21 protein-coding genes and 2 pseudogenes are annotated in these 22,774 nt (G+C 35.5%); 6 read left to right on the top strand and 17 right to left on the bottom strand.

Features of this window, described 5'->3' with window-relative positions:
- The 3 genes from MKY90_RS04135 to MKY90_RS04125 form a co-directional block, all read right to left on the bottom strand.
- The gene (locus MKY90_RS04135) at nt 1-321 is read right to left on the bottom strand and encodes a PTS lactose/cellobiose transporter subunit IIA (protein WP_002125414.1); all 321 of its coding nucleotides are present in this window, start codon (nt 319-321) and stop codon (nt 1-3) included.
- Nucleotides 322-431: 110 nt separating this feature from the next.
- Nucleotides 432-2,372, bottom strand: a complete 1,941-nt coding sequence (locus MKY90_RS04130) for a BglG family transcription antiterminator (protein ID WP_063219339.1) — start codon at nt 2,370-2,372, stop codon at nt 432-434.
- Between the two features lie 78 nt (nt 2,373-2,450).
- A complete protein-coding gene (locus MKY90_RS04125) occupies nt 2,451-3,539 on the bottom strand; it encodes a DUF871 domain-containing protein (protein ID WP_002169106.1) in 1,089 nt (362 codons plus the stop codon).
- A 321-nt stretch (nt 3,540-3,860) separates the two neighbouring features.
- On the opposite strand from MKY90_RS04125, the gene MKY90_RS04120 reads away from it, so the two are divergent.
- The 3 genes from MKY90_RS04120 to MKY90_RS04110 all read left to right on the top strand — a co-directional run bounded on the left by MKY90_RS04120 (nt 3,861) and on the right by MKY90_RS04110 (nt 8,403).
- A complete protein-coding gene (locus tag MKY90_RS04120; RefSeq protein ID WP_098167504.1) occupies nt 3,861-5,063 on the top strand; it encodes an MFS transporter in 1,203 nt (400 codons plus the stop codon).
- Nucleotides 5,064-5,248: 185 nt separating this feature from the next.
- The gene (locus MKY90_RS04115; RefSeq protein WP_002169108.1) at nt 5,249-6,238 is read left to right on the top strand and encodes an NAD(P)-dependent alcohol dehydrogenase; all 990 of its coding nucleotides are present in this window, start codon (nt 5,249-5,251) and stop codon (nt 6,236-6,238) included.
- A 509-nt stretch (nt 6,239-6,747) separates the two neighbouring features.
- Complete coding sequence (locus tag MKY90_RS04110; RefSeq protein WP_002010739.1) at nt 6,748-8,403, top strand: Na/Pi cotransporter family protein; 1,656 nt, start codon at nt 6,748-6,750, stop codon at nt 8,401-8,403.
- Between the two features lie 34 nt (nt 8,404-8,437).
- Here MKY90_RS04110 and MKY90_RS04105 read toward each other — a convergent pair.
- The 3 genes and pseudogenes from MKY90_RS04105 to MKY90_RS04095 form a co-directional block, all read right to left on the bottom strand.
- A pseudogene (locus MKY90_RS04105) lies at nt 8,438-8,635 on the bottom strand (oxidoreductase); the annotation flags it as partial.
- A 143-nt stretch (nt 8,636-8,778) separates the two neighbouring features.
- Nucleotides 8,779-9,909 (bottom strand): RNA-guided endonuclease InsQ/TnpB family protein, encoded by a 1,131-nt coding sequence (locus tag MKY90_RS04100; protein WP_215599035.1) that lies wholly within the window; start codon nt 9,907-9,909, stop codon nt 8,779-8,781.
- A 641-nt stretch (nt 9,910-10,550) separates the two neighbouring features.
- Nucleotides 10,551-11,351 (bottom strand): annotated as a pseudogene (locus tag MKY90_RS04095) (YhdH/YhfP family quinone oxidoreductase); the annotation flags it as partial.
- 314 nt (nt 11,352-11,665) lie between these two features.
- Here MKY90_RS04095 and MKY90_RS04090 point away from each other — a divergent pair.
- On the top strand, nt 11,666-12,871 hold the full coding sequence (locus MKY90_RS04090; RefSeq protein ID WP_002140463.1) for an LCP family protein: 1,206 nt from the start codon (nt 11,666-11,668) through the stop codon (nt 12,869-12,871).
- Between the two features lie 148 nt (nt 12,872-13,019).
- Nucleotides 13,020-13,460 (top strand): hypothetical protein, encoded by a 441-nt coding sequence (locus MKY90_RS04085; protein ID WP_002029912.1) that lies wholly within the window; start codon nt 13,020-13,022, stop codon nt 13,458-13,460.
- Nucleotides 13,461-13,493: 33 nt separating this feature from the next.
- Here MKY90_RS04085 and MKY90_RS04080 read toward each other — a convergent pair whose 3' ends face one another.
- The 9 genes from MKY90_RS04080 to MKY90_RS04040 all read right to left on the bottom strand — a co-directional run bounded on the left by MKY90_RS04080 (nt 13,494) and on the right by MKY90_RS04040 (nt 19,162).
- Nucleotides 13,494-14,267, bottom strand: coding sequence for a sulfite exporter TauE/SafE family protein (locus tag MKY90_RS04080; protein ID WP_098167908.1), 774 nt, complete (start codon nt 14,265-14,267; stop codon nt 13,494-13,496).
- A gap of 33 nt (nt 14,268-14,300) precedes the next feature.
- Nucleotides 14,301-14,780 (bottom strand): DsrE/DsrF/DrsH-like family protein, encoded by a 480-nt coding sequence (locus MKY90_RS04075; RefSeq protein ID WP_063219345.1) that lies wholly within the window; start codon nt 14,778-14,780, stop codon nt 14,301-14,303.
- Nucleotides 14,781-14,868: 88 nt separating this feature from the next.
- Nucleotides 14,869-15,237 carry a rhodanese-like domain-containing protein gene (locus tag MKY90_RS04070; protein ID WP_341090431.1) on the bottom strand — a complete coding sequence of 123 codons (369 nt, stop codon included), beginning with the start codon at nt 15,235-15,237 and terminating at the stop codon, nt 14,869-14,871.
- Between the two features lie 38 nt (nt 15,238-15,275).
- Complete coding sequence (locus tag MKY90_RS04065) at nt 15,276-15,506, bottom strand: sulfurtransferase TusA family protein (RefSeq protein ID WP_002029907.1); 231 nt, start codon at nt 15,504-15,506, stop codon at nt 15,276-15,278.
- A 21-nt stretch (nt 15,507-15,527) separates the two neighbouring features.
- Nucleotides 15,528-16,664: an MBL fold metallo-hydrolase gene (locus MKY90_RS04060; RefSeq protein ID WP_215599036.1), complete on the bottom strand. Its 1,137-nt coding sequence runs from the start codon at nt 16,662-16,664 to the stop codon at nt 15,528-15,530.
- A 38-nt stretch (nt 16,665-16,702) separates the two neighbouring features.
- On the bottom strand, nt 16,703-17,263 hold the full coding sequence (locus MKY90_RS04055; RefSeq protein ID WP_002125386.1) for a sulfurtransferase TusA family protein: 561 nt from the start codon (nt 17,261-17,263) through the stop codon (nt 16,703-16,705).
- 88 nt (nt 17,264-17,351) lie between these two features.
- Nucleotides 17,352-17,615 (bottom strand): metal-sensitive transcriptional regulator, encoded by a 264-nt coding sequence (locus MKY90_RS04050; protein ID WP_000456201.1) that lies wholly within the window; start codon nt 17,613-17,615, stop codon nt 17,352-17,354.
- A gap of 241 nt (nt 17,616-17,856) precedes the next feature.
- Nucleotides 17,857-18,441 (bottom strand): DUF3238 domain-containing protein, encoded by a 585-nt coding sequence (locus tag MKY90_RS04045; RefSeq protein WP_078178478.1) that lies wholly within the window; start codon nt 18,439-18,441, stop codon nt 17,857-17,859.
- A gap of 136 nt (nt 18,442-18,577) precedes the next feature.
- Nucleotides 18,578-19,162: a DUF3238 domain-containing protein gene (locus tag MKY90_RS04040; protein ID WP_341090425.1), complete on the bottom strand. Its 585-nt coding sequence runs from the start codon at nt 19,160-19,162 to the stop codon at nt 18,578-18,580.
- 145 nt (nt 19,163-19,307) lie between these two features.
- Between MKY90_RS04040 and MKY90_RS04035 the strand changes: the two genes are divergently transcribed.
- Nucleotides 19,308-19,781 carry a MarR family winged helix-turn-helix transcriptional regulator gene (locus tag MKY90_RS04035; protein ID WP_341090423.1) on the top strand — a complete coding sequence of 158 codons (474 nt, stop codon included), beginning with the start codon at nt 19,308-19,310 and terminating at the stop codon, nt 19,779-19,781.
- A 128-nt stretch (nt 19,782-19,909) separates the two neighbouring features.
- Here the strand turns inward: MKY90_RS04035 and MKY90_RS04030 are convergent, their stop codons facing one another.
- Both MKY90_RS04030 and spoVR read right to left on the bottom strand, forming a co-directional pair.
- Nucleotides 19,910-21,172: a neutral/alkaline non-lysosomal ceramidase N-terminal domain-containing protein gene (locus tag MKY90_RS04030; protein ID WP_215599037.1), complete on the bottom strand. Its 1,263-nt coding sequence runs from the start codon at nt 21,170-21,172 to the stop codon at nt 19,910-19,912.
- A 106-nt stretch (nt 21,173-21,278) separates the two neighbouring features.
- The gene (spoVR, locus tag MKY90_RS04025; RefSeq protein WP_002125381.1) at nt 21,279-22,694 is read right to left on the bottom strand and encodes a stage V sporulation protein SpoVR; all 1,416 of its coding nucleotides are present in this window, start codon (nt 22,692-22,694) and stop codon (nt 21,279-21,281) included.
- Nucleotides 22,695-22,774: the final 80 nt, after the last annotated feature.

The raw sequence follows: 22,774 nt of genomic DNA, 5'->3' as shown, positions 1-22,774 counted from the left end.
TTATACTGTCACTTTCTCTTCCACTCGTTTATGAAGAGTAATAAATTCCTCAGCAAGTTCTTTCACTGTAATGGCATTCATTAAATGATCTTGTGCATGCACTAATAATAAACTTATTTCTGCATGATTGCCTCTTGCTTCCTCTTGAATTAAATCGGTTTGAATACGATGAGCGGATGATATTTCCTCACTAGCAAGTTCCATCTTTTCACTCGCATTCTGAAAATCTCCTTGTCTTGCAAAAGCAATTGCTTCAAGTGCCGCGCTTCTCGCGTTACCACCATGTAAAATTAACGCAAATGGAGTTTGCATATCAGTCATTTTAAATTCCTCCAAGCTATGTTTTTTCTATATTTTCATCTTATTATGAAAACGCATACAATTAAACATAAAAAACTTCCGTTATGTAACGGAAGTTTTAATATACTTTTTCATAATGATAGTAAGATTTCTTGAAAATCATCAACAGCTTGAGCCTGATGCAATTTTTCTATTATAGTTTGATTAGACATAATATCATATAAAAAATCATAAAGCTTTTGTAAATCTTCATTATTATTGCGCTTCACACTAAATAAAATAATAACTTGTACTTTTTTATCTCCCCAGTCAATCGCCTTATCGAGTGTACAAAACATCAAAAATGTCGTATCGCTTAATAATTGCATCGGATGCGGAATTGCCACTAAGTTTCCAACCGCTGTAGGAGATGTGTTCTCTCTCTCCATAACAGAAGCATAAAAGTTTGCGGGTACATAGTTTTTCTCAGCAGCTTTCTCACATAAAAACTGAATAACCTCTTCTTTCGTAGAAGCACTACGATTTAAGAAGATCAAATCTTCCTTAATGTATTGCTGCATACTATCATTCACATGTGTAAATAACTGCTTACCAATTGATTTAATCTCTTTATCATCAAATATCGAGTTTACCTTTATAACCGGAACAGGCAAACCACTCGGTATATGAATCGTACTAATAATACAATCTATTTTATCTTTATAAAGATCTTCCACTTTCAATTGATAGTACCCTGTAATACCTACAATCTCTAGTTTATCTCGGAAATGTGATAGAATTTTATATTTCAGTAGTTGTGCACTCCCTTGACCAGTTGCACAAACTAATAAACATCTTTTCTTTTGATTATTTTCCTGCAAGCGGCTCATCGCCCCACCAAAGTGAATGGCAATATAACCAATCTCACTCTCTGGAATGGATTCACCCGTATATTCACCAATTATATCTCCAACGAGAACTGCAATTTCAAAAGCATATGGATAATTTTTTTTCACTTCTGCCAAAAGAGGATTTCTCGTATTTAACTTATATCTCAAACGATTTAATAACGTTTTTAAATGAACACCAAAACCAAATAATAATTCTTCATCGTAATAAAAAGTAAGATTCCGTTCTTCCGCTACTTTGAAAAGAATATGCTGCATGAATGCATATACGTCTTTCCCTAATAGCTCTTCTACATTTTCATAGCGATCTCTCGCTGTAACAGCAGTACTTAATAAATGCATCGTCACATATAAAATTTCTTCTTCTGGAAATTGAAGTTTTAGCTCTTCCCCTAAATTCCCTAAAATCTGTTTCGCAATTTTATATTCTTTCTTTATTATAAGTTCAGATTCCTCTACATGCAGTGCTTGAATGTAATGATCATCCCTGCATCTCTTTAAAGCAATCGCAATATGAATTGATAAATTATCAATTTCTATATCTGATAAGTATATCGTTCCTCCCTCGATATACTTTAGTATAACTGAGCGGATGAGAGAAATGTGGGGTAACGATAAATATATGTCCGTCTGCTCATAGTTCTCATGAAACGGAGTATGTTCATACCGCGGTAAACCATATTGTGATAAACAAGAACGAATATTAAATTCTTCTCCTACAATACGCATACCATAATATGGTCTTTTTTCAATTTGTAACTCATAGCGACTACAAATATCCGTAACCTCTTTCATAATTAAGTTTACAGTAGATTTACTCACATAAATCTCTTCCGCTAGCTGTGAAAGCTTCACATACCCATCTGTCGTTAAAATACGGTGTAAAATATACGCTACTCTTTCTTCATAAGAAGTTGGAATCTTTTCTGTCTGTTTTTGAAATACATTTAAGCAAAAATCTTCAAACTTCTTAGTTTGTATAATTTCTAGCTCGTACCCATTCCCTCTTTGTGATTCAATTTTCGCTCCGTGTTCTTCCAATATATCATTTAATAATTTTATATCCTTTTGAATCGTCTTCGTTGATACGTGTAAACGGCTCGCTAAAAAAGCTCGATTTAACATCGATTTCTCTTCTAAAAACTCCTCTAAAATGGAAATTAATCGCTGATGCACTTTTGTCATAGCTCTTCCTCTCGCTCTTTATATAAAAGGGAAAAAGCCACTGAAATCAGTAGTTTTTTCCCTTTTATCCCACGTTCATTATTTCTTTAGCGTAAATCCAAACTTATCCCAAGCTTGTAAATAATCTAATAAGAAGATTTCTTCCTCTATAATTCGGCCAACTACATTTGTTTTTCCTGTATTCACCATATCTTTTAAAGCAATTTGCAATTCACCTTTATATTGGCCATATTGCTCATTATCAATTAAAAGATCGCCACGCTTAATTTCACGCGTATTATGCGGTTTAAACTCTTCTTTTTTATATTTCACACGACTTTGTGTAGAACGAATCATATATTCAGATACATCCCCGCGATAAAAATGAGGTTCTTCTAATACGATAATTCTTTCTAAATCTGTTGTTGTATCATATAGTTCTATATCAAATGTTTGTTTCTCTTTATTTAACGCACCTAGTGCTTGTAATTCTTCTTCTGAAGCATAAGCATTCGCAATAATAACATCATCAATTAATTCTGTTGCAAACAAATGCTTCGCCTGTGTTGTCATCGGTAATTCGCGATGCTGCTCTAACGTACATAACCCTTCTGTTACTGGCCAAGGTCCGTATGTTGCATCAAATGATGAAATAAAAGCAGCCGTTCTCATACCGTAATCTTTAAATTGTTTCGAGCATTTAATGAAATGATCGTATGATAATCCTGAATAACGATGCGGATAGAAATTATGACAGCCAATTAAATTTTCACGATTTGGTCTATGACTCATAATGTTATCTACATACTTCGTACCGTTACTCATATTAATCTCAATTTTTAAACCGTATGGATTGTACGTCATAATCGATTCTTCTAATCCTGAGAAACCAACATCTAAACGAATACCGTAAGCACCTAGTTCATGGAAAAACGATAAATCATTATAAGAAATACCTAGTTGCTCAAAAACAGACGGACTAATATCAACCAATACTTGGAATCCTAATGCATTCGCATGAGAAATTATTTCTTTAAACTCTTCTACAATTTTCTCTTTTTCGCCATCTACAGATAATAAACATGTGAATACACGTGTAAATCCGTATTTACTTGCTAATGTTAAATACTCTTTATCTTCCTCTACTGTCGAATGTTCTGGATAAATAGAAATACCTAATCGTCTCATATGTACACGCCTCTTTCTTCATCATATTGTAAACCCTTTCAAATATTTGTAGTGAAAAAAGTATGTATCCCCTTCTCGTCCACTACCATTTGAATTCGCTTTCTTTAAAGAAAAAATAATTTCTATCATTCATAACAACTACTAGTCTATACATCTATACTTTACATCTTTTTTTCATAGTTGTGTAGCTTTTACACAAATTTGTCAGTTTTTTCGCCTCGAAAATTGTTATACGTTTTCAAGGCACCTTCCTTGACTGTTACGTTGACCAATACATATACTCGAAAGAATAGAGAAAACTTTTATATAGGGGATGAATATATGGGAGAGGCAGTACTCGTAAAACGAGAACCGTTATGGACAAAAGAGTTTATTGCGCTAATTCTAGCAAACTTATGTATGTTTTTAGGATTTCAAATGTTAATTCCAACTTTACCTGTTTATGTGAAAGAAATTGGGGGCACAAGTTCAAATATCGGATTCGTTGTCGGCATGTTTACCGTTGCAGCACTTTTTATTAGGCCGCTAACTGGAAATGCCTTGCAGAAATTCAACAAAAAAATCATTTTAATGATCGGTACCGCTATTTGTTTACTCGCTATGGGCAGTTATCTTTTCGCTTCAACCGTTTTCCTATTGCTTGCCGTTCGAATTTTACACGGAGCTGGTTTTGGTATTACAACGACTACATACGGAACTGTCGTTTCAGATTTAATTCCGCAAGCTCGCCGCGGTGAAGGCATGGGATATTTCGGTCTTTCTGGAACTATCGCCATGGCGCTCGGTCCACTTATCGGACTTTGGCTTATGCAAGCATATAACTTCACGATTCTTTTTTTATGTGCACTTTCATGCACAATAGTTTCATTAATATTAACGAAACTACTTCAAATCAAAAAATCGCCGCAACCACCACAGCAAACATCTGGTACCTTTCTCGATGGATTTATTGAGCGTAAAGCTTTACTTCCTTCATTATTAATATTATGTATTACATTAATGTACGGGGGAATTGGGAGCTTTATCACATTATTTGCTACGGAAGTCGGGATTGCTGATATCAGTCTTTTCTTTTTATTTAACGCACTTGCAATCGCTGTAACTCGTCCGTTTTCTGGAAGATTATATGATACGAAAGGCCATACATTCGTCATCATTCCAGGAGTTATTATTACGTTTACAGGTATTATCTTGCTGTCGTATACAACTACAATTCCGAGTTTAATTATTGCCGCAGCGTGCTACGGCAGTGGTTTCGGAGCAATTCAACCGGCACTACAAGCATGGATGATTGACCGAGTAGCACCGCACCGGAGAGGAGTAGCAACAGCAACATTCTTCTCAGCATTTGATCTTGGAATTGGTGCTGGAGCAATTATTTTTGGATTCATTGCACACTTTACCAATTATGCAACTGTATATCGATATTCCTCTTTATTACTTATTGCTTTCTTGTTCATTTATATTGCAAGTATAAGAAAACAAAAGCATAGAGATAAAAATACAGAAAAAGCTGTTGGGTAATGCTAATTGATTCTTTTTTGAGATACTTGGACTAAGAAAATCATATATACACAAATACAAAAAGCAGTGGATTCCTAAGAAAAATCACACTGCTTTTTGCATTGTATTGAAGATTGAACCGCTGTTCTATTTATTCATGTTGTTCGTATGATATTAATATATAGAACGAATTGGAGGAAATATTAATGAAAGCAATAGTGTACACAAAATACGGTCCCCCCGACGTTCTTCAACTGAAAGAGATAGAAAAACCTGCTCCTAAGGACAATGAAATACTAGTAAAAATAAAAGCGACAACCGTAACAGCAGGAGATATTCGCTCACGAAGTTTTACGGTTCCCTCTTCTGTTTGGCTACCCGCTCGAATCGCACTTGGCTTTAAGCAACCGAAAAAACAAATACTCGGAATGGAATTGGCTGGTGAAGTTGAATCGGTAGGAAAAGACGTCACACGATTTAAAAAAGGAGACCAAGTTTTTGCAGCTACCCAAGTAAATTTTGGTTCTTATGCTGAGTATATTTGTCTACCTGAAGGTGGAGCAGTGTGCATAAAGCCCTCCAACATATCCTATGAAGAAGCCGCAGCCATCCCAATTGGAGCACGTACAGCTTTATTTTTCCTTAGGAAAGCTAACGTTCAAAGCGGTCAAAACATTCTTATTTACGGAGCTTCTGGAAGTGTCGGAAGTTATGCAGTACAAATTTCCAAGTATTTCGGCGCAACAGTTACAGGTGTGTGCAGTAGCTCCAATTTAGAATTGGTCAAATCTCTAGGAGCTGACGAAGTAATTGATTACACCACAAAAAATTTTTCTACTACAGACGAAACTTATGATGTTATCTTTGAAGCGGTAAACAGGAGCTCCTTTTCAGAGTGTATTAAAATGTTAAAGGAAGATGGTACCTATATAAATATCGTTGAACCGTTACCAAGTGCTCAAATGCTCTGGACTAAATTGACAAGTCGCATGAAACTCATATTAAGTCAAAACGCACCTGAAACTTCCGAAGCATTAAATTTCCTTAAAGAACTTGTTGAGAACGATAAAATAAAAGTGGTCATTGATAGGCAATACACTTTTGAAGAAATTATTGAAGCTCACATATATGTTGAAAAAGGACATAAGAAGGGAAATGTCGTCATAACTATGGAGCATAATGACGATTCTAAATAAAGAAAAAACACTTTGCATAATTGTTAAAATGCAAAGCACCGAAAGTTTTTAACATAAAAAAGCAGAGCAAATTCATATGCGAATTGCTCTTTTTTATTGTTGCGAGCATCTCAAAAGAAAACAGTTTAAAATAATTTAATCGTTTTTTACTTTCATTAAATAAATCCATTTCAAACCTCCCCCGTTTCCCTACATATTTTTCTAACTTTAATCAAAAAATATGCAAAGAACCATCATCATAACAAAATAAAATTCCAATCCGCATACCCAGTTGGGTAGTTTCCCTTCACCTATTTTTACTATCAATAAATAGTGTGATAAATGTGACTTCTTCACAAAATAGTCATATACCATGCATGAAAACCAATTAAATCCAGGTGTTTCTTTAAAGAATTGTAAACTTTTTATCACTTTGTAAATTTAGTGTAAATTTTACAGACAAACCGTTTACAGTGCCTCAAGGTTTAGTTAATAATTACATCGTACATGAAATTTAAGGAGTGGAATGCGTGGAATACAATATTCAAGATATGATCTTCCAGTTCATTGGTGGATTAGGTATTTTCTTATTCGGGATTAAATACATGGGCGATGGACTGCAACAAGCAGCTGGAGATCGTCTTCGCGATATTCTAGATCGTTTTACAACAAATCCTCTTATGGGTGTACTAGCAGGTATGTTAGTTACTGTATTAATTCAATCAAGTTCAGGAACAACCGCTTTAACAGTCGGACTTGTAAGTGCCGGATTTATGACATTAAGACAAGCAATTGGTGTTATTATGGGTGCGAACATCGGAACGACAGTTACTGCATTTATTATCGGAATTAAAATCGGAGAATACGCTCTCCCAATTATGGCAGTTGGAGCAATCTTACTATTCTTCTTTAAAAATAAAAAAGTACATTCTGTAGGTCAAGTTGTATTCGGTTTTGGTATGTTATTCTTCGGTTTAGAATTAATGAGCGCAGGTATGAAACCTCTTCGTTCTTTAGAGTCATTCCAAGAGTTAATGGTTAGCATGAGTGATAATCCAATTTTAGGAATTGTTGTTGGTACAGTCTTCACTTTAATTGTACAAAGTTCAAGTGCGACAATCGGTATTTTACAAGAATTATTCGGTCAAGGTGCAATCGACTTACAAGCTGCTCTTCCTGTATTGTTCGGTGATAACATCGGTACGACAATTACAGCCGTATTAGCAGCAATCGGTACTTCAATTGCAGCAAGACGTGCAGCATTAGTTCACGTTATCTTTAATATTATCGGTACCATTATCTTTACGATTATATTAATACCATTTACAAGTTTAATTCAATATTTCCAAACGTCATTAAACTTAAATCCAGAAATGACGATTGCATTTGCACACGGGACGTTTAACGTAACGAATACAATCATTCAGTTCCCATTCATTGCAGTATTAGCCTGGATTGTAACAAAAATTATTCGTGGTGAAGATGCATCTATTAACTTCAAACCGCAACATTTAAATCCAATCTTTATTGAGCAATCTCCAGCTATCGCTTTAACAGAGGCTCAAAAAGAAATCATTCGTATGGCTGAGTTTTCATTACATGGATTAAAAGAAGCAAACCAATTTTTAAATACACAAGATAAAAAACATGCTGACATGGCTACTCAATTAGAAGGAGCTATTAACAATTTAGATAAAAAAATTATTGAGTATTTAGTTTTACTATCAGAAAAACCACTTTCACCTACAGACTCTGAAAAACATTCAGTTTTAGCAGGTGTTGTTGGAGATATTGAACGTGTCGGTGATCATGTAGAAAACCTTGTAGAACTTGTAGATTTCCAAATTTCAAACCGCGTTTCACTATCAGATGAAGCACTAGCTGAATTAAATGAAATGCTTGAATTAACAATTTCAACATTACAAGATGCAATCAATGCTTTAACAAACTTCGATACTGAACTAGCACAAACGGTTATTGCAAAAGAACGTAAAATTGACCAAATGGAACGTGTTCTACGTAAACGTCACGTATTACGTCTGAACGAACGTAGCTGTTCAGGTGATGCAAGCATCATCTACGTTGATATGGTAAGTAACTTAGAGCGTATCGGTGATCACGCTGTAAATATCGCTGATGGTGTTTTAGGCGAACAAGGAAAAGTAAATTTAAAACAATCATTATAATAGGAAAGAGACGCTAATTTAAGCGTCTCTTTTTTCATTTCATCTTTACAACCGTTCTTCCTTTTAACTTTCCTTGCAGTATAAGTGCAAACTTCTCATCTAATTCTTTTAATGTACATTCTTCTGTATAAGATAATAGCTCTGAATTTTTCCACTCACCTGCTAGCAATGCCCACACTTCTCTTCTCACATCTACTGGACATTGAACTGAATCTATTCCTAAAAGGCTAATCCGATACGATAAACTTAACTAAATCTATACAATTCAATCAAATTTACACAAGTTAGTGCTTCATCGTGTTCTCGCAACCCCGAAGGGACGAGGGGTATAACACTCCACACGAGGCAGTATCGTTACCTCCTATTATCAAGCATTTATTTTACCCATCTTGATAAATTTATCGCAGCATTTACATCCCTATCGTGATGGCTATTGCACCCAACACAGTTCCATTCACGAATCTTTAAACTCCACTGTCCTTCTGGTTGAACTGAATGGTCGTATTTTACTCCGCAACATGAGCAAATCTTGCTTGAGGCGAACCATTTATCAGCTTTTACATACTCGATGCCATATTTCTCACACTTGTATGACAAACATTGAAAGAAGAAGTTTAATTTTTGAAATGAAAATGCTTTCGATAGTTTTTTGTTTTTTAACAGGTTTGAGATAGGTAAGTCTTCCACAACAATTTTCATTGGTTTGGTTTTCACCAATTTTGCTGTTGCTTGATGGATATGGTTATTTCGGATATTCGTAATTTTCCTAGATAACCGCAGGTGCTCCGCTTTAGCTTTTTCATATCCGGCAGATTGAATTTTTACACCTTTTTTAAATCTCCTAGACATATCTCTTTGCGCTGACTTTTTCCTTTTCAAAAGTTTTTTAACCTTAGCATCTTTATTTATATTTCGTTCTTTCATACCATTAGAAGCCACAAACAGCTCTTTTAAACCAACATCCACACCAATCGACTCATTGGTTAGCTCTTGTAATTCAAAGTCTTCTTGGAACCCTACACTAATCCACCAGTGACGACCATCAAATGTAACTCTTGGATTGGATGGCTTTTTGTTTCTTGGTAGTTGTTGGCTTGTTTTCACTTCTCCAATAGACTGAATATGAACTACTTTCTTTCCTATAATCAGTCTTTCATAATTGGCATAAAATCCTTGGATTAAATCTTTTTTGGATTTATAAGAAGTGTGATAACCATTTTGGTACTTTTCGAACGAATTTTTTCGCGCCTTGTCAAAATCTTTTGAAGCCTGTTTGGGAACTTGTGCGTTGATATTTTTTAACCACTCATATTGCTTTCGCTTCTTGATCTTTGTAAATCGTTTCTGTAAAGCTAACTGTGAAACAGATTTTCCAAATAGCTTATAGTATCTATCACTCATTCTTTTACAATAGTTATAAGCAAATCTTGCAGCTCCAGCATGGTTTCTAAGCACTTTTTCTTGTTCAGGCGTTGGAATCAGTCTGACTTTCTTCGCTAATATCATCAGAATTTAACTTCTTTAATGAAAGATTTGTTCTTCTGAATAGTAGCGTGTTCCACCAGCATTCTCCTGAGACTACCAGGATACAAACCTGTTAATTCCGATACTTGACTAACTCGTGAAAATTTCATTATTATTCTCACCTCATTGAACCAAACACAGCACGTACGTTCGATAAATTCAATAAAGTTTGATAGATTCAATAAAATTTATCTTGTTCAACTAAGGGCGCAATTCCTTAGCCAGTTCTCTTATGAACTTCTCATGTTTTCACATGAGCGCAGACTATATGTTTATCTACTTAGAGATAGAGGATTTTTCCACCACCATAGGCTTGTGATGTACTCTCGTCAGTTATACGAGATAGTCGTTGAACGTTCATCTTATCCATTTTGACTTAGATGATTCGAGGCGGAAGACCCATTGTTCTAGTGTTTAGGATTTAACCTTGCACGATCTGATTGATTTTTTCTGCTTTCGCGACATTCACGCTCGCCATTTCTAGCCACGTTGTAGTTCAATCAGCTTTAGGGATTGCCCGCAGTTAACCCTCACTACTAGCCAATCACTTGACTAGCAGGGCTTACTGATATATTTAATTAACTTTAGTTTTAATTGGTTAAATAAATCGTAACAGTTAGTTACCCTCGTAATATGAATGGGTATACAGTTGTATTTAATTCATGCCCTGCTACGTTACCACACGTTGTTACACAGCCTCCATACTTAACTACCTTTAAAGAACTTTCTAACATGCTTCCGCCTACGGTATCGACAACCCCAGCGTATATTCCTTTAAGCATCGGTCTTCCTGATTCATCACTCAACTCCGCGCGATGAATCATCTTTTTTGCACCTAAACGTAGCAGCATCTGTTCCTCTTCCATTTTCCCAGTTGATCCTACTACGTCATATCCTAGCTTCGCTAAAATGCTAACTGCTACACTGCCTACTCCGCCCGTAGCACCCGTTACTAAAACATCTCCCATACTAGGCGTAATTCCCGCTCTAATGAGCTTATATACCGATAAGGCAGCTGTAAAACCGGCTGTCCCGTACATCATACTTTCCTTCAAAGACATTTCTTTCGGTAAAGGAACAACCCAAGATGATGGCACGCGAATATATTCTCCGAAACCACCAGAAGTATTCATACCTAAATCATATCCAGTTACAATAACTTGATCGCCTTCCTGAAAGGCGTTATTTTCACTACTAACTACCTCTCCCGCTGCATCGATACCTGGTGTATGAGGATATGTTCTCGTTACACCTTTATTACCAGTAGCTGAAAGGGCATCTTTATAATTTAATGAAGAATAATAAACACGTATTAATACGTCTCCTTCAGGTAAACTATTAATTTCTCTCTCAACAAGATTTCTTTCAAATTGATTATTTTCTTTTTCGTTCACGACAATTGCTCGGAATGATGTATGATTCATTACGCTCTCTCCTTCATCCGTAAAATCTTTCTTTATTATATAAGAAGTACATATACAGCTAATCACATCTTCTTGGCTATATTTCAACAAATCTTACTTCTCTATCACTTTCTCACATTACATATTTTCATTTCTACTAAAACACATTATACTTGTTCTACATCTTAAAAATAAAATATAGAAAATCTGACTTTTTATAAATAAATTGAATTTTTACGAAATGTAAATGATTTGTAATGTTTTTTTTCGCTAAATTTCATTATAATAAGTGGATATGAGTGTCGTATTTCAATTCAAATGAAGGAGTACAAGAAATGGAGCAAAACCCATCTTTGCAAGAAAATACACGCAATAAACCGAAAAAAGGTAAGAAAAAAACAAAAATTATTATAAGCGTTATTCTATTAGTTTTAATAATAGGTGGCGGTTATACATGGTTTTTAGTAAATAAAGCATCTTCTGCTGTTCGAAACGCCGCTCACGATTTAGCACGCGGTGATAAGTCTGATTTACGTGCTAAAGCTGTAAAACCTATTACAAATAACGTCTCTGTCTTAATAATGGGTGTTGATGAAAGCGATGTCCGTGGGAAAGAATATGGTGAAGCTATAAGAACGGATGCACTATTACTTGCAACGTTTAATAAAGATAGCAAAACTGTAAAGCTATTAAGTATTCCACGTGACACGTATACTTATATTCCAGTAGAAAAGAAAAAAGATAAAATTACACACGCTCATGCATTTGGTTCTACTAAAAACGGAAAAGATGGTGGACCACAAGCTAGTATTGATGCAGTTGAAAAATTAATGAATGTTCCCGTCGATTACTTTGTAAAATTCAACTTTAAATCATTCATGAAAATCGTTGATGATTTAGGCGGCATTGAAGTTGACGTACCAGTTGAGTTTACTGAACAAGATAGTAATGATAACGCCGAAGCAATTCACCTAAAAAAAGGTGTTCAAAAGTTAAATAGTGAAGAAGCTCTTGCTCTTGCTAGAACAAGGCACATTGATAGTGATGCGATGCGTGGTCAACGTCAGCAACTCGTTATCGAAGCCATTTTAAAGAAACTAACAAGCGTTGGATCCGTAACAAAAGTTGGTAACATCATTGATGATATTAACGGACAATTCGTTACAAACTTAACATTCGATGACATGCTTTCATTCTATAAATATGGATCGGATTCGGAAATTGAGAAATTACAACTTCAAGGTGAAGATTGTTACATGGCAAAAGGTGATGATACATGTAGTAAGTCAGCTGGTGGTGGTCGAACTTACTACTACAATCCAGATAAAAAAGAATTAGCTAATGTTACAAACGAACTTCGTAGTCACCTTGGACTACCTGCCTATACAAAATCTGATTCTGATTCGAAAAAAACAAACTCAGAGAAAACAAAAGAATCTACGTCTGAAAATACGAGTGAACGCGAATCAAGTAACGATGAAACTCAAAATAAGAAGAATAACAGTGAAGATACAGAAACATCGTCTAATGACAATGAATAAAGTGAAGCAGTGCTCTATGGAGGTAGAGCACTGCTTCTTTTTAATGCTTTCAAAATAAAAAATCAGAACTTTCCAACTATCTTTTTTAATATTTTTAAATTATAATAAATAGTAGTAATCTATTCCAATTATCAGGGGGCTCATACATATGAAAGCTGCAGTAAAACATAACATTTCAGATTTTAAAGAGTACTTAAAATCAAACGATATATACATGGAAGAAAATATAGATGAAAATGATGGTTCGGTACATTTTTCAGTAGGATTAGAAACAGAAGCTGGCGCAAAAATTCAACTTATCGCTGCTTTCCAAAGCGAACATCCTGCTGTGGATATATACTGCTTCAATGTTGCTCTTGTACCTGATTCAACATCAACAAATGATATTTTACATGTCATCAATGAATTAAACACATCTTATCGATTTGCAAAATTCACGCTAAACAAACAAAATGCAATTGATATTTCAACATCTCTTGCATTCTCAGAACCAAACTTTAATCCCGCACTTGTCTTTGAACATACGAGAATGCTATATAAACTGGCAAACGATGAATATAAGAACTTAATGAAAGTGATTTGGGCGTAATTAAAAAGATGGTGCTACAAGAGCACCATCTTTTTATTTCGATATCATATCAACCCACATCTTTATCGCAGTTCCTACAATTAAAGTAGACAATACGTATTGCAAAACTTTTTGATTCACTCTCTTCCCTACTCTCACTCCAAGAGGAGCGGCAAATAAACTTGCTATCGCAACGATAAGAGCCGGAATAACAACTATTTGTCCAGTAATCACTTTCCCAGTAGTAATTCCTATCGAGGAAATAAAAGTAATAGCGATAGATGTTGCTATTGTCGTACGTATCGGTAGTTTTAAAACAACTAGCATAATCGGTACTAAAAGAAATGCACCACCAGCCCCAATAATGCCGGAAACACTTCCTACAATAAACGCTAGCAAACTAGCGAGCCACTTATTGTACATAATTCCTTCTGTCCCCTTACGATTGCTTCGCTTCGGTATAAACATCATAATAGCCGCAATAGTAGCTAGTAATGTGTAAACAACATTTACAGCATGCTCATTTAATAAATTCGCACTAAAGCTACCTACAAAGCTTCCTATTAATATACTAGCTCCCATATACACAACTAAAGTTTTATCCATATCGTTACTTTTCCTATACGCCCACGCGCCTGCAAAAGTTGCAAAGAATACTTGAATCGCTGTAATACCGCTCACTTCATGTGATGTATATCCAGCAAATCCTAGCAATACTGGAATGTATAAGATCATCGGGTAATTAATAATTGCCCCGCCAATCCCAACCATTCCTGATATAAACGACCCTATAAACCCAATAATAAAAAGCAGTACTGTTAAACTCATATTGTATCCCCCGCCTTCTAAAAAGAAGGTGATTTAAATAAATAAATTCACATTCCCATCCGAAGCATCTGCTAAATATGCACCTACTCCTGCAAACTCTACCCCTTCCATAATCTCTTCCTCTTTTAACCCTAATAAATCTACTGTCATTTGACAAGCTACAAGTTTAACTCCCTGTTCTTTAGCCAAATCAATTAAATCTGGTAAAGGCATCGCATTATGTTTTTCCATAATACCTTTAATCATCTTTGGCCCCATACCAGCAAAATTCATTTTTGATAATCCCATCTTATCAGCGCCGCGCGGCATCATTTTTCCAAATACTTTTTCTATGAACGTTTTCTTTACTTTCACATGCTCATCTTTCCTTAAAGCATTTAATCCCCAAAAAGTATGAAAAATAGTCACCTCTTGATCATACGCCGCTGCACCATTTGCAATAATATAAGCTGCCATCGCCTTATCATAATCTCCACTAAATAAAACAATCGTCGTTTTCTTCTGTTGTTCCATGTTGTTCTCCTCCTAATTACCTATAGGGGTATTTTAAAAATTGTAAAAAGGCTCAAATTATCTAGCTACACCTGATCCTACTTTCTCCTTACAAAACGTTCATGCCACCTGAAACATTGATAACGCGCTGAAACCCTAATTTTTTTAATACTTTTGCTGCTTGCTTACTCCTCATCCCGCTCTGACAAATAACGATTATTTCCTTATTTTTATCTAATTGATTTGCTCTACTAGCTAACTCATTTAGCGGGATATTCTGAAATCCCTTCATATGATTTCCTCTATATTCACCTACTGTACGAACATCGATAAACTGCTTTCCCTGCTTTCCCTGTTTTCCCACTATACTCTTTAATTCTTTTCCATTTATATTTTGAACACCTTTCACCGGTAAAAAACGTGAAATAACAAACCATACAGCAATTACAATGAAAAGCGTACTTAATATTGTATTCATATAACCAACCTCTCCGCCTTTACAAAACTAGTTCTTCACTACGCCTTCTTAATCCAAAACTTCAGTACATCGTCCTCTATATTATGCTTTACTATTTCATGACCGCCTGTTTTTGACCATGCTGGAATATCTTTTACTGATCCTTTATCCGTTACATGTACTTCTAACACTTCTCCAGTTTGTAAAGTATCCATCGCTCTCTTCGTTCTTACGATCGGCATTGGACATGCTAAACCTTTCGCATCTAATACTTGTTTTACATTCATCATCTATTCCTCCAGTTTGTTATTTTATAATGAATCATGAACTGCACAGCGATTTGGACCAATCTCCATTTCACGCTCTTCTTCCAAACTCGGATAAATCTTACCCATATTCGTTTGACGAATTTCTTCATAAGCATTCGGCTGAGGCGGTAAGTTCTCTGTCACAGTTTTACGAAACTCTACTTCATCAACAATATTTAACCCTACATTCTCCTTAAATAAATCTTGTAAATGCGCACTCACAATACCTCTGTCGTCCATTTCACTTATTTTTGAATAGTGAGCCGGTAAAACAATTAAATCTTGAGATAATTCCTTATAACGTTTATATAAAGTATTTCGTAAATCCCCTACCCAGTCTTCCGCCTTCCCAGCAAGATCTGGACGCCCGATTGAATCTACAAATAAAATATCGCCTGATAATAAATAGGAATCATCTATAATAAATGATGTACTTCCAATCGTATGCCCCGGTGAGTATAATGCGTCAATTTCAATTTTGGTACCCCCCACCGTAATAACAGATCCTTCAACAAGCGGTTTATATGAGAAAACGACTTCCTCCGCATCTTTTGGAGGTAACCAATACGTACCCCCTACTTTTTCAGCTAACCTACGTCCTCCAGAAATATGGTCTGCATGCAAATGTGTATCCATGACATTCGTAATAGTAACGCCATGCTCTTCCGCAAAATCTTCATATGCTTCAACCGTTCTGACTGCATCAATAACTGCTGCTTCACCGTTTGAGACGATCATATAAGATAAACAGCCTTTTCCAAGACGGTTAAATTGATATACACTTCCTCCGCCCTGTACATCTCCTACTTTTAACGGCTTTACATATTCACTCCAAGCTTTCATACCACCAGCTAAATAATAAACATCATTGAATCCGGCATGTAACAATTGCTCTGCGACAAACTGCGAAGAACCTTCTTTCGCACATACGACTAAAATTTCTTTCTCCCTCGGCAATTCATCTACAATATGATCTACACCATCTAATAAGTCAAAATACGGTTTATTTATAGAAGAAACTTGTTTCCCTTCAATTTTCCAATCTTCATAGTCCGTTTCATTACGAACATCTAAAATAAACAATTCTCCGAATAAAACTTTCTCTACGACATCTTTTGCTTGTAACAGTTTAATACTCATTCAATTACCCCCTGAGGTATATTTATATTTAAAAAATTTTATTTTTCTATATTTCCTTGCCACTCTAACATACCTGGAATGACATTTTTCACGTTTGAAAAACCTCTCTCTTTCAACACTTGGCAAGCTACATCACTACGGTTACCAGTTCGGCAAACGACATAAATTGGTTTCGCACTGTCTAACATAGCACTATCTAATTCACCTAACGGCACCGAAATTGCGGATGGAATATGACCAAAGACGAATTCCGCTTCTTCACGAACATCTAATACAGTGCACTCTTCACCACTTAATAATATATTTTGCAATTCCCCATTCGTAATTGTATGAGGATACTTCACAACTTCATTTACTTCATGTTCGTGGGATTTTCGTACATAATGCTTTAATATATCTCCCTCTTGTTTCGTTCCAATATATTGATGCCCTACTTTATTTGACCAACTTTGTATATCTAACGTCGATCCTTTATCCGTCGCCTCTATTTCAATAACTTGTCCTGATGCCAATCCTTCCATCGCCTTTTTTGTCTTCACAATTGGCATCGGACAAGCCAAGCCTTTACAGTCTAAATTCATATCAACTTTTATACTCATAATCATTTCCTCCCTAACTATTATACATATACCTGTAGGGGTATAATAAAGTGTTTTTGAAAATCTGTCAACACATATGTTTGACAGATTATCGGCTTTTTACAAGTAATTGAACAGCTTCTTTAATTAACTCTTCATTTGAACCATTACCTGTTTCAAACTGCTCGCGCAAACATTGCTCTAAATTTGTTCCAACAACGAGTCCAATTGTACGATCAAGTGCAGAACGGGATGCAGTTAACTGTGTAATAACATCTCGGCAATCTTTTCCCTCTTCCATCATGCGAAGCACACCACGAACTTGACCTTCAATACGTTTCAATCTATTTTTCATATCTTGATTATATTCCACTGTAGACCACCTCCGTAATTATAACTATATTATACATTACTTTGTAACTTTGTATAATATCATATACCCTTAAGGGTATATTGTAAAGTGTTTTATTTTTTTGAAATATCCTAGAGTATAGTAAAAATGCAAAAGCCACTGATTTCATTGGCTTTTGCATTTCTCAACTACACTGCTTGGTAGTCCAACTAATTCATTTCATTTACGAATCAAGGAATCAACCGTTTTATTATCCTACTTCTTATAAACTCTTTGTAAAACTATAATCCATTTCTCCACCTAACGCTTCAGGTGTATCACCAGTTTCTCTAAAATCATGTGTATAAATTTGTTCAAATGAACCGAAATCTACTTGCTTATAAAATTCGAAACAAGGGAATCCATCATGTTCTCCTTGAATATCAATACTACCATCCTTTTTCACACATACAGTTAATAAATAGTCCACAGGAGGGGCATACATATTTAACGGATTACTAGCGCTTGCACTCATTTTGAATTGCACACCGTCAGAATTCCATGAAATATCCGTACACACAATATTTTCAGTACTCGCTTTTCCTGTTCTTTTATTCACAGAACCATCTGGATTTGTGACCTTCTCTGTCGTAATACCCGTGTTTGCATATGAAAACACTTCTTCTTTATAAAAGTCCACTACTACCTCTTGCTCAACTCTAGAGCGCATAGTATTTACCGCATGTGGTGTAAATTCACGTGAATCACCTTCGAATTGGATTACTTTCCCTGTTTGTACATCCTTCCGCGGTTCTGTCCAAGACACTGGAATAAATACACTGGCTCTAATTTTAACGATATTCGTCATAAGAAACACCCCTGTAATTCTAATTTTATATACTGCATACTATTGAATAAAATAGACCACAATTTCAATCCTAGAACCAATAGCTTTCTCTTTTACGTTTGCTACTTCCTTCTAAAAAATAGCGCTATATTTATATCTAGATTTTCGTTTTAAAGCTATATTCCATTTCTCCAGCTAGTGCTGCTGGGGTATCATCCGTTTTCCTGAAATCATGTGTATATATTAATTCAAATGAACCAAAGTCGATTTGTTTATAAAATTCATAGCAAGGAAAACCATCATGTAAACCTTCAACATGCACAGTACCACTTTCATTAACTCGTATAGTCAAAAAATAATCAGCTGCAGGTGCTGCCGCGTTTAACGGATTACTTGCACTTGCTCTCATTTCAAATGAAACTTCATCTTCACTCCATACAATATTTGTACATGCAATGTTTTCTGTACTTGTTTCTCCTTTTTGATACTCAATTGAGCCATCTGGATTTGTAATTTTCACAGTAACGATACAAGCATCTGCATATGTGAAAATTTCTCTTTTATAAAAATCAACAACCACTTCTTGTTCTAATCTTGAACGCTTTGTGTTCACAGCGTATGGTGTAAATTCACGTGCATCTCCGGCATATTTAAACACTCTTCCTGTTGCAGGATCCTTAATAGGTTCCAGCGATGCATATGGTGCAAATACACTTCCTCTAATTTTAACGATATTAACCATGTGAAACCTCCATTGATTCTATTTATATAAATCATTATTTGTTCTACCAACATAATATAGTCAATTTGATTGACTATATTATGTATAGTACAATAGACCTTACAGATAGTCAACTTAATTGACTACAAGTACGGAGGTTATATACATGGATCATCAAACATTTAACGAATTAGATCTCACTTCACTTTTATCATTATCGTTCAGCACACTAATCACTGAACTACATGACAAATTAAGTGAATTGGGATTTGAAGATATTAGGCCAGTGCATGGTTTTATGTTCAAACGCATCCTTCCTAATGGAGCAACAGGTATAGAACTAGCTGAATATTTAGGGGTTTCTAAGCAAGCTGTGAGTAAAATGGTAGATTCTCTTGAGAACAGTGGTTATGTCGCGCGCCAAACGCATCCTACTGATAAAAGAGGTAAAATCATTGTTCTCACCGAACGTGGTTTAGCAGTAATGCAAGCAAAAAAAGAAATAGTAGCTGAAATAGAACAGCGATGGATTGAAAATATAGGTGCGGATCGAATGCAATTGCTAAAAGAAGATTTGACAACATTCGTTAACACAGACGATGCAGGAAAATTATCATCCAACATACGACCTGTTTGGTAAACAAAAACTCCATATAAAAAACGAATCCATTTTGATTAGTCTTTTTCAAAATGGATTCGTTTTTTACAGCTTTATTAAAATCATTGATTCCTTTAAATTTTGTTTTAAATATATGGGATACCCATATTTTATACATTATATAATTCCGTAACTCTCTGCACGACCAGCTCTGCCGTATTCTCCTCTGGCGGCATCAACAAATTTGTAACTGGCCCATACACAACAGGATTTAATTCCACTTCATACCCACCATATGCATACTCCTCTTTTGTCGGTAAGTAACCAATATATCCATTCGTATAGCCACCAAAGAAAGCTAGTTCATTTTGAACACTCTCTTTCATTTCTAAAGCGGTTTCTGAAAAAGGTTCCATCGGTATTCCAGAGAATATCCCATCATTAATTTGAAACAATTGAATTTCTAAATCAATACTTACTTGCTGAATGTTTCTCCTATGCTTTTCTAAAACGATAGTAAGCCATTCTTCAGTATTCACACCCCACTGCTTCTCAGCTAATTGGGCCATTCTTTTTATCTCCTCAATTTCTGGAATATCCTTTAATTTCATTTGCATCGTACTCGAAATAGTTCTTAGATTTACAATTGGTCTATATGTAACTGTTGGTAATATCGTTAACACATGTCCACTGAGTACGTAAGCCATTTGTTTTAATGCTTCCTGTGAACCACGATACTTCGCATTCACATTTCCAGTGGCACCTTGAACAATAATAACAGGACAGTTTACTATTTTCTCCAGAATCTCTCGCGTCATTCCAGGATAATCTGCTGATAATACATCGCTATCCCCTTTTAAAACATTCGGATGAGCAGTACAAAATACAATGACCCCAGCTAACTCCTTTGACTCAGCATTTCTCATTGCTAAAACACCAATTCTTTTATCTACAATACCCTCTATATTTATGCCCATCTTTGCTTTTCCATCAGGTGTCCTCTCTCTTCGGTTTACTCCAATATCACCTGTTGTAATATCCCACCCAACTTCACATGACCGCATATTATTATTCGCAGTAATAGCACCCTGCACTACATTATTTAGTAAAATCGTTTTATACGACTTTATTAAAGGATGATCACCGACTGTTTCCGGACCAGAATGAGTATGTGTATAAACGACAGTTATTTGCTGCAACGGCTCATTCAGCTCACTAGCTACTCGTTCACGAATCATCGTCGTATCTTCTACTAACATTCCGATATTATCAATACTTATAAACACAGTTTTCATTTCATCTTTTTCAAATACAAAAATTGTCCCATAAATGTGCTCTTCAATATTATTAATCCCTGTATCTCTATGATATCCGATAAAATCAATACCTATAGGCGGCGTAATATCTACCTTGCATACCCCTACTTTGCTCATTTGAATCGCTCCATTTCTCTATGTAACTCCCTCTCTTCAAGAATAGCATATTTACCATTTTCAAAATAAAAAGAACGGACAAGAAATCCTATGTCCGTTCTTTCCATCACACATACTTCCGATGCACCATCTTCCCATCATAAGAAAACACAACGCCCTTACTCTCCACAATCGATTCCATATGCACTGTTCTTCCCCATAGCTGATGAAGATACGGTAATACTTTTTCTAAGTATTTTAAATCTAACTCAATTCCTTCATAGCTATGTTTAATGTACAATTCCCCATTCTTTAAGTAGTCTCCATCTTCTACTACTAAGTACGGGAAACCTCCATTTGTGCGCATATTTACGAGTTGATCGCGTACATGCTCCCATTCTTTATCAATTACTTTATATTCTTTTCCTTGGCGCTGGAATAAGTACATATCTTCTCTCATTACGAGTTTTTTATTTAAATAGTTTCTTAGGAACGATACATCCCATTCAATTTCCCGTACTTCAAAGATTTTGTCACGACCAGAACCAGGTTTCACACCGCGTCGTTTCATTTCTTCTGTCGGGTTGTTATAGCGCTCTTCAATATCTTCGAACATTTTAATACCGAGGTAGTATGGATTAATACTTGTTTTTGATGGCTGTACGACACCTGCGTTAAGCTTCGCGAATTCGATTGCTTCAGAAGATGTTAAGTCCATTTCACGAAGTATGCGTTGATGCCAGAAGGAAGCCCAACCTTCATTCATAATCTTCGTTTCAAGCTGTGGCCAGAAGTATAACATTTCTTCACGCATCATCGTTAATATGTCGCGCTGCCACTCTTCTAGCTCACGGCTATATTCTTCAATAAAGAGGAGTAAATCTTTTTCTGGCTGCGGTGGGATTTTCTTCTTTTTATGCATATTAGGTCGTTCTCTCTTTTTGTTTCGATCATCTAAATTCCATAAATCATCGTACTGTGATATCTTTTTCTTTTCTACATCCTCTTCTAAATCTTCAATACTCCATGCAAGTTTCGGACGCATAAGCGATGGATCAATATGTTCTTGAATGGCAAGTACGGCATCTAAAAATGTTTCTACCTCTTCTCTTCCATACTTATGTTCATACGCCTTCACACGATCTGCTGTCGCTGCCATACTCTCCACCATATCGCGCTTCGTATTAGAAAAACGAATATTATTTTTGAAGAAATCACAATGTGCTAAAACGTGCGCCACGATTAATTTATTTTGAATTAAAGAATTCGTATCTAATAAAAAGGCGTAACATGGATTAGAGTTAATAACGAGTTCATAAATTTTACTAAGTCCTAAATCGTATTGTAATTTCATTCTGAAAAATTGCTTTCCAAAACTCCAATGCGAAAACCTCGTCGGCATCCCATATGCACCAAATGTATAGATAATTTCCGCTGGACATACTTCATAGCGCATCGGATAAAAATCAAGACCAAATCCAGTCGCAATTTCCGTAATTTCAGCAATCGCATATTGTAGTGCTTTATCATCACTTGCTCTCATTATTTTCCCTCCTTACACTTTCCCTTAAGAAAGTGTATGATAAGGAACAAGCTTTCATGAGGATTGATTGCATAATAAAA

Source organism: Bacillus sp. FSL P2-0099 (assembly GCF_038007445.1).
GTDB lineage: Bacteria > Bacillota > Bacilli > Bacillales > Bacillaceae_G > Bacillus_A > Bacillus_A mycoides.
This window is presented reverse-complemented; position numbering and strand designations above follow the sequence as displayed.